This is a genomic window from Oscillatoria sp. HE19RPO, assembly GCF_024220515.1.
Lineage (GTDB): Bacteria > Cyanobacteriota > Cyanobacteriia > Cyanobacteriales > Laspinemataceae > Laspinema.
In genome coordinates, this window is the sequence record NZ_JAMXOT010000219.1 from 20,737 (window position 1) to 27,533 (window position 6,797).

A 6,797-nucleotide genomic window follows, 5' to 3' on the forward strand; every position below is an offset into this window, starting at 1 on the left:
GGCCGGGGTCACTTTTCTGGGGAACTGCTCCATTTCTAAATTCTTTCTAAAGAAATACAATCTCTCTCAAAAGTCTGAAAACCTTGACGAGATGTCACTGAAATAACACGAAGTCAGGGAGATTGCTGCTAAAGTACAAGTTGTTTGTTTACAGAGGAATGTAGTTCATGGGAACTTTAAAAGTTGGGATTAATGGATTTGGACGGATTGGACGTCTAGTCCTGCGTGCCGGAATTAACAATCCCAATCTTGAATTTGTGGGGATTAACGACCTGGTTCCTTCCGATAACCTGGCCTATTTATTCAAACATGACTCCACCCAAGGGAAATTTCCCGGGTCGGTAAAAGCCACTCCCGAGGGAATTGAGATTGACGGTAAGTTTATCCCCTGTACCGCCATTAAAGACCCGACGGAACTGCCCTGGGGTAAAGTCGGTGCTGATTACATTGTCGAGTCTACCGGACTGTTTACCACCCTAGAAGGGGCTACCAAGCATATAAAAGGCGGTGCCAAGCGCGTCGTGATTTCCGCACCGACGAAGGACCCGGACCAAGTACGCACCTTCCTAGTTGGGGTCAACCATGAGACATTTGACCCGGCGAAAGATACCGTCGTCTCTAATGCCAGTTGCACCACGAACTGTCTGGCCCCGGTTGCTAAGGTGATTAATGACAATTTTGGCTTCAGTGAAGGGCTGATGACAACGGTGCACTCGATGACAGCAACCCAACCCACGGTAGATGGACCGAGTAAAAAAGACTGGCGCGGAGGCAGGGGTGCTGCCCAGAATATTATTCCCGCCTCTACGGGTGCTGCCAAAGCGGTAACCTTGGTGTTACCGGAGTTGAAAGGTAAACTGACGGGGATGGCATTCCGGGTTCCGACTCCCGATGTATCTGTGGTGGATTTGACCTTCCGCACCACCAAGGCAACCAGCTATAAAGAAATTTGTGCGGCGATGAAAGCGGCATCCGAGGGCGAACTCAAAGGGATTTTGGGTTATACCGAGGATGAGGTAGTTTCCACGGATTTTGTCGGGGATTCTCACTCCAGCATTTTTGATGCCGGTGCCGGAATGGAACTGAACTCGAATTTCTTCAAAATTGTGTCATGGTATGACAACGAATGGGGTTATTCCTGCCGGGTTGTGGATTTGATGCTGTCTATGGCGAAAAAAGACGGCATTCTATAGGGTTATACCAGGTTAGTTCAGGGTTTTGATTAAAAAAGGGCGATCGGTTGCGATCGCCCTTTTTTGATTCTTTAATCCTTTTCACCCAGAAACCCCATTTTGTAGGGGTTTGGTTTCCAAACCCGCTGAAAGGCGATCGCATCGAAGCCCCTACAAATACACCTTGACAGGATTAGGTTTCAAACCGAGCCAATTGTTGCACCTATTAGCGCTGATAACCGCGCATCCAAATAGAAGAAATAGAATACAGCATCACCAACAGCAACCATGCCGATACAGAGTAAACTCCAACCGGACTCACCGCCACCGAACAGGAAGACTCCTGCTTAACTTCAATCCTTTGATTGAGATAGGGTTCCACAAAATTGCTATAAGCATCTTCTAGCGCTTGCCGTTGTTTGATTTTCTGTTGTAGCTCGTCCATCGCTAACCTCATTTATGTCTCTGAGGTCAGTATTTTTTTGGGCTACTGCCCAATCAAACCCACTGGTAAAATCTTGAAACCCTTGCTAGAATAGGTTTTTCTGGTTTGGGCAATCCTCCCGTTTGGGCAAGTTTCCCCAAACCAGCACAAATTCTCTATCGAGGGTCGTCATGGGGGTCAAATCGGGTCAGCCCTTTGAAAAAAGCCGCAACTATGGAGAAAGCGCCGACGACTTGAAAGACCGTCTGGACTTCGTAAAAGCCTTATTGGCCCTGGCTGATATTGCCATTATTGGCGAACCGGGTTCTGGGAAAACCACCCGGTTACAGAAAATTGCTGATTGGATTTTAGAGCAAGATTTGGGGTTGCCGATTTGGGTGTCTTTGGCAGATTTAACCCAAGCGACAATTACCCAATATATCAAAGAAATCTGGCTCACCCAAACTAAAAGCCTCACGATTGACGAACTGATCCAACATAAAGAACGGATTTGGTTAGGGAACTCCAAAAAATAAAACCTTCAAAAAACCCGCAGGCTGTTCGCGAAGCGTTCCGCTAGGAAAGCCTGGGGCTACACGGACAAAGCGGTGCCTGCGCGGGCTAAAAGAGCCTTGTTAGGTGCGATCGTATCAAAGCAAGGATGATTTATTTGTTGGAATACCCTTGGAACAGCGATCGCCCAATTCTATCATTCTCAGCCATGATGCAGCCCGACTGATACTGCAAGACAACTGCCAGGAATCCCACCTATACTACAGATAGTGGTTTCCTGAATTTGCGATCGCCTTAAGGGAGTTCCATAAAAAAAGCATTAGAAGTTTTGCAGAACTGGAAAAGCCCCCCCTGCAATTAAACATTTATTCCTCTGGCTCCCCCCTTCTTAAGGGGGGCGGGGGGGGATCTCCGATAGAAGATTTTATTTTTTGGATTTCCCTTATTGTTGGATGGGTTAGATGAAATGACATCGAGGGTAGAAACGCGCCATGTTTCCGCACTATTGGGGGGATGGGTGCCAGGGGCGCGGGTCGTGGTGACTTGTCGGGTGAATGTCTGGGATGCGGATAAGAATGCTTTTTCAGGGTTTGATGTGTTTCGCAACTTGGAATTTAACCCCGAACAGGTGACGAACTATATTCGCCGTTGGTTTGCAGCGATGGGGGATGTAGCGACGGGGGAGAGTTTGGAGGCAAAGTTAGCACAGTCGAACAATTCCCGTATCAAGGAGTTGATTCACAATCCGCTACGGTTGTGGATGTTGTGTCAAATTTGGCGAACTGGCGGCGGTTTTTTACCGGAAACGCAGGCGGGGTTATACGAGCAGTTTGTGAAGTGGGTGTATCGTTGGAAGGCAGATGAGGAGATTTTAGACCAACGGGAGGCAATTGATAAAGCCTTGGCGCAGTTGGCGTGGGCGGCGATGGAACAGAAAGATGAGGTTTCGCGGTTACGGTTGCCGGAAAGTTGGGTGTTGAAGGTTTTGGGAAGTCGCCAAATTTTTAAAGCAGTGGAGAAGTTGGGGTGGTTGAATCGTTTGGAACGATCTCCAGAGGCGATTTGGGTGTTTTATCATGCCACGTTTCAGGAGTATTTTGCGGCGTTAGCAGTGGAGAATTGGAATGATTTTCTGCCGAAGACTCATGTGAATCGTCCGGTGGAGGGGAAGTATCGGATTTTTGAACCACAGTGGAAGCAGGTGATTTTGTTGTGGTTGGGGCGTGAATATGTTAAGGATAAAGAGGAATTTCTTCAAAAGTTAGTTAAGTTTCAAGATGGAGTCCCAGATTTTTATGCTTATCAAGCCTATTTTCTGGCAGCAGCCGGAATTAATGAGTTTAAGGCTTGTTCTAGGGCGGCTGAGATTGTTCGGCAGGTAGTAAAATTGGGGTTTGGTGAGTTCGATATTCCGAAGCAAAAATGGAGAACTTTTCTCGACCCGATTGAAAAAGGTGCGAGAAAGGTAATACCTGAAACGATTCGACGGCTGGCGATTCGAGAACTGAGTGAAATCAGTAAGAATTGCCCAGATGAATATACCCATTGGCAGCTAGTAGAGAGTTTAGGGAAAATCGGTGTTGCAAATCCCGAGGCAATCGCTCGATTACTCGCTGTTATCTGCACGACTGAGAATGAAGATACTCGTAGGTGGGCGGCAAAGAGTTTAGGGGAAATCGGTGTCGCAAATCCCGACGCGATCGCTGGGTTGGTCGAACTGATCTACAGGACTAAGGATGAATCTACCTGTAGGCGGGCGGCACAGAGTTTAGGAGAAATCGGTGTCGCAAATTCCGATGCGATCGCTGCGTTGCTCGAACTTATACCCACTGGTGAGGATGAATTTACACGTTGGCAGCTAATAGAGAGTTTAGGGAAAATTGGTGTCGCAAATCCCGAGGCGATCACTGGGGTGGTCCAACTTATCCGCAGGAGTAAGGATGAATTTACCCGTATGCTGGCGGCTAAGATTCTAGGAAAAATCGGTGTCGCAAATCCCGAGGCGCGCGCTGCGTTGCTCGAACTTATCCACGAGAGGGAGAATGAATCTACCCGTAGGCAAGCGGCTAGGAGTTTAGAGCAAATCGGTGTCAGAAATCCCAAGGTGATCGTTGGGTCGCATGAAGTTATCCGCACCACTCTACTGGCGACAGAGAGTTTAGTAGAGCCAATCGACCCAAGAAATCCCGAGGCGATCGCTGGTTTGCTCGAACTTATCCGCACAACTGAGAATGAATCTACCCGTAGGCAGGCAGCTAGGAGTCTAGGGGAAATCGGTGTCGGAAATGCCCAGGCGATCGCTGGTTTGCTCAAAGTTATGCGCACGACTGAGCATGAAGGGACCCGTAAGCGGGCGGCTGAGAGTCTACCAAAAATTCTAACTACACCCGAACACTACGCCTGGGTGGTCTCAGCCTTAAAAGACTGCCTCAGCAATGAAGTTTACCAAAACAACTTTAAACGATTCCATGAATGCTACAAAGTCATCTGGAACTGTGCCGAAAATCTCCCCTATCCCCAATTTTATGAAGCATGGGACAATCCCCTCACCACTCCCTATCCCGAAGTCATCGAACAAACACAAGTGGGTCATAATTCAACTGTTGATAGCTTAGAAACTCAACCGATAGATATTTGTCTCCAACTGCAAAATCTCCCGATTTTTTGCCTCGACGCCACCATCCTCACTGACGAAACGGAACCCAGCGAAATCGCCCAAACCCTTTGCCAACTCATCTGGGAGAAAGCCTTTCCGGATGAAGACTATCCCAAAGAAGTCACCACAGCCAGTAAACTGCGGGAACAGTTGAAAACCCTCAAACTTCGCCAAAATCTCCCTAAACTCCCTATCCTGATTACCCATTGCCATCCCAGCACTGAACTCATAGTCTTTTGTCGCAAACTCACCAATATTGTTGCTATAGCCTGGTTAACCGATGAACCTCTGGAAGCACCCTTAAAAGTCTTTCCCCCCAATCAACCTCATCTGATATCTGCGATTCAAACCTGGTTAGAGGAGATTTGAGAATATGGGTTTCTCTAACTATCGATTTTGGAGCATCTCGTTTACCATGATGCCTTGCCAGCCAAGCTATAATTTTTACAACAACGACAGAGGTAAAATTGTGTCCAACCTAAAAGAGATTGAAAAGGCAATTCTCTCCCTGCCATCCCATGAGTTTGAAAAACTCAAACAATGGTTTTTTGATTTGGATGATCAACGGTGGGATGAACAGATAGAACAGGATATTGCTGAGGGTCATTTAGAAGCCTTCGCACAAGAGGCGATCGCAGACTTTGAATCTGGACATTGCCGAGAAATCTGATGCACTATACCACTCGACGATTTTGGCAATGTTACAACGCTTTACCGGAATCTGTGCAGAAAACTGCGGATGAATCTTACAAATTGCTCAAGCTTGATCCGTCTCATCCATCCCTACATTTCAAAAAACTGGGCCAAAAGTATTGGTCTGTTAGAGCTGGGTTAAATTACCGTGCTTTGGGTGTTGAAGTAGAGAACGGCATTTCTTGGTTTTGGATTGGAACTCATGCAGAGTATGACCGATTGATTAGCAAATAGCCCAGATGAAAACCAACAGCCTTAAGGGTTAGGCTACCCGATCGCCGTTGAAATTCTGAAGCGGTTGGTCAATTTTGCCGTTCCCCTCCCTGACGGGATAAATCAGCCATGCAAACCGGGTTAGAGGAAAATTCAGCCCCCCCAAAATCCGCTTTCTGACCATTGGCGAAAAAATCAGCTAAAATATCAGACAACCCTAGGCACCGATTTGGATAGTTCAAAAGTCTAGTCAGAGAGGGTCTGATTCAGACTCTATGGTGTTGCTTCCCGTTTAATAATTGAGAGGTCTAATTTATGGTAACTACCCCTCAACCTACAAAGGTCATCTACCCCGATTGTGATGGAAATCCGATGTCTGATAATACCCGCCAGTTTCGTTGGATTGTGGTGATTAAAGAGAATTTAGAGATTCTGTTTGATGAGGATCCGAATGTCTTTGTGGCGGGGGATTTGCTTTGGTATCCGGAGGAAGGAAATAATAAATTGCGTCAAGCGCCTGATGTGATGGTGGCGATCGGACGACCTAAAGGCGATCGCGGGTCTTATAAGCAATGGGAAGAAGGGAACATCCCTCCCCAAGTGGTGTTTGAAATTCTCTCCCCTGGAAATCGTCTCAAGGAGATGGCGAAGAAACAAAAGTTTTATGAGCAGTATGGGGTGGAAGAATATTATGTTTTCGACCCCGATCGCCTGGATTTTCATGGGTGGATCCGCAGTCAGGCGGGTTCTATGGAGGTGATTGAGCAGCCGGAAAACTTTACGAGTCCACGGTTAGGGATTCGGTTTGAATTGCAGGAGGAACAGTTCACTATCTACCGTCCCGATGGCGAGAAATTTCTGACTCCAACGGAGTTATCCAAAATCGCGGAACAACAACGACAGGAGGCGGAACAACAACGTCAACGAGCGGAGTCAGCAGAAGCACGTCTGCGGGAATTGGAGGCTCGTTTACGGGAACTAGAAGGCGTTGGCGAAGCCTTCCGAAGGAATCGCCTTCCTGAAGGATAAGGGGATTGCAAAATATAAATCATCCAACCGTTCAACTGATGAAAGGAAGGTATGTGTAGGGGCGCAATGCTTGCGCCCCTGGGGCGCAAGCATTGCG

Annotated in this window: 7 protein-coding genes; 6 read left to right on the forward strand and 1 reads right to left on the reverse strand. The window is 47.4% G+C overall.

Annotation, left to right across the window (positions count from 1 at the left end):
* Nucleotides 1–167 precede the first annotated feature (167 nt).
* Entirely contained in the window at nucleotides 168–1,193 is a 1,026-nt protein-coding gene (gene gap / locus NG833_RS19790; RefSeq protein WP_254566993.1) for a type I glyceraldehyde-3-phosphate dehydrogenase, read from the forward strand.
* Between the two features lie 205 nt (nucleotides 1,194–1,398).
* Here the strand turns inward: gap and NG833_RS19795 are convergent, their stop codons facing one another.
* Entirely contained in the window at nucleotides 1,399–1,617 is a 219-nt protein-coding gene (locus tag NG833_RS19795) for a hypothetical protein (RefSeq protein ID WP_254566994.1), read from the reverse strand.
* Nucleotides 1,618–1,787: 170 nt separating this feature from the next.
* On the opposite strand from NG833_RS19795, the gene NG833_RS19800 reads away from it, so the two are divergent.
* From NG833_RS19800 to NG833_RS19820, 5 genes are all read left to right on the forward strand, one after another.
* On the forward strand, nucleotides 1,788–2,132 hold the full coding sequence (locus NG833_RS19800) for a hypothetical protein (protein WP_254566995.1): 345 nt from the start codon (nucleotides 1,788–1,790) through the stop codon (nucleotides 2,130–2,132).
* Between the two features lie 443 nt (nucleotides 2,133–2,575).
* Complete coding sequence (locus NG833_RS19805; protein ID WP_254566996.1) at nucleotides 2,576–5,134, forward strand: HEAT repeat domain-containing protein; 2,559 nt, start codon at nucleotides 2,576–2,578, stop codon at nucleotides 5,132–5,134.
* Nucleotides 5,135–5,234: 100 nt separating this feature from the next.
* Nucleotides 5,235–5,435: a hypothetical protein gene (locus NG833_RS19810; protein WP_254566997.1), complete on the forward strand. Its 201-nt coding sequence runs from the start codon at nucleotides 5,235–5,237 to the stop codon at nucleotides 5,433–5,435.
* Entirely contained in the window at nucleotides 5,435–5,692 is a 258-nt protein-coding gene (locus NG833_RS19815; protein WP_254566998.1) for a hypothetical protein, read from the forward strand. The genes NG833_RS19810 and NG833_RS19815 overlap by 1 nt, the downstream gene beginning before the upstream one ends.
* 294 nt (nucleotides 5,693–5,986) lie before the next feature.
* Nucleotides 5,987–6,700 (forward strand): Uma2 family endonuclease, encoded by a 714-nt coding sequence (locus NG833_RS19820; RefSeq protein WP_254566999.1) that lies wholly within the window; start codon nucleotides 5,987–5,989, stop codon nucleotides 6,698–6,700.
* Nucleotides 6,701–6,797 lie beyond the last annotated feature (97 nt).

Bases quoted from the DNA above. Each gene is read 5' to 3' on its own strand.
- NG833_RS19820 (WP_254566999.1), top strand. From the start codon at position 5,987: ATGGTAACTACCCCTCAACCTACAAAGGTCATCTACCCCGATTGTGAT.
- NG833_RS19800 (WP_254566995.1), top strand. From the start codon at position 1,788: ATGGGGGTCAAATCGGGTCAGCCCTTTGAAAAAAGCCGCAACTATGGA.
- gap (WP_254566993.1), top strand. From the start codon at position 168: ATGGGAACTTTAAAAGTTGGGATTAATGGATTTGGACGGATTGGACGT.
- NG833_RS19805 (WP_254566996.1), top strand. From the start codon at position 2,576: ATGACATCGAGGGTAGAAACGCGCCATGTTTCCGCACTATTGGGGGGA.
- NG833_RS19795 (WP_254566994.1), bottom strand. From the start codon at position 1,617: ATGGACGAGCTACAACAGAAAATCAAACAACGGCAAGCGCTAGAAGAT.
- NG833_RS19815 (WP_254566998.1), top strand. From the start codon at position 5,435: ATGCACTATACCACTCGACGATTTTGGCAATGTTACAACGCTTTACCG.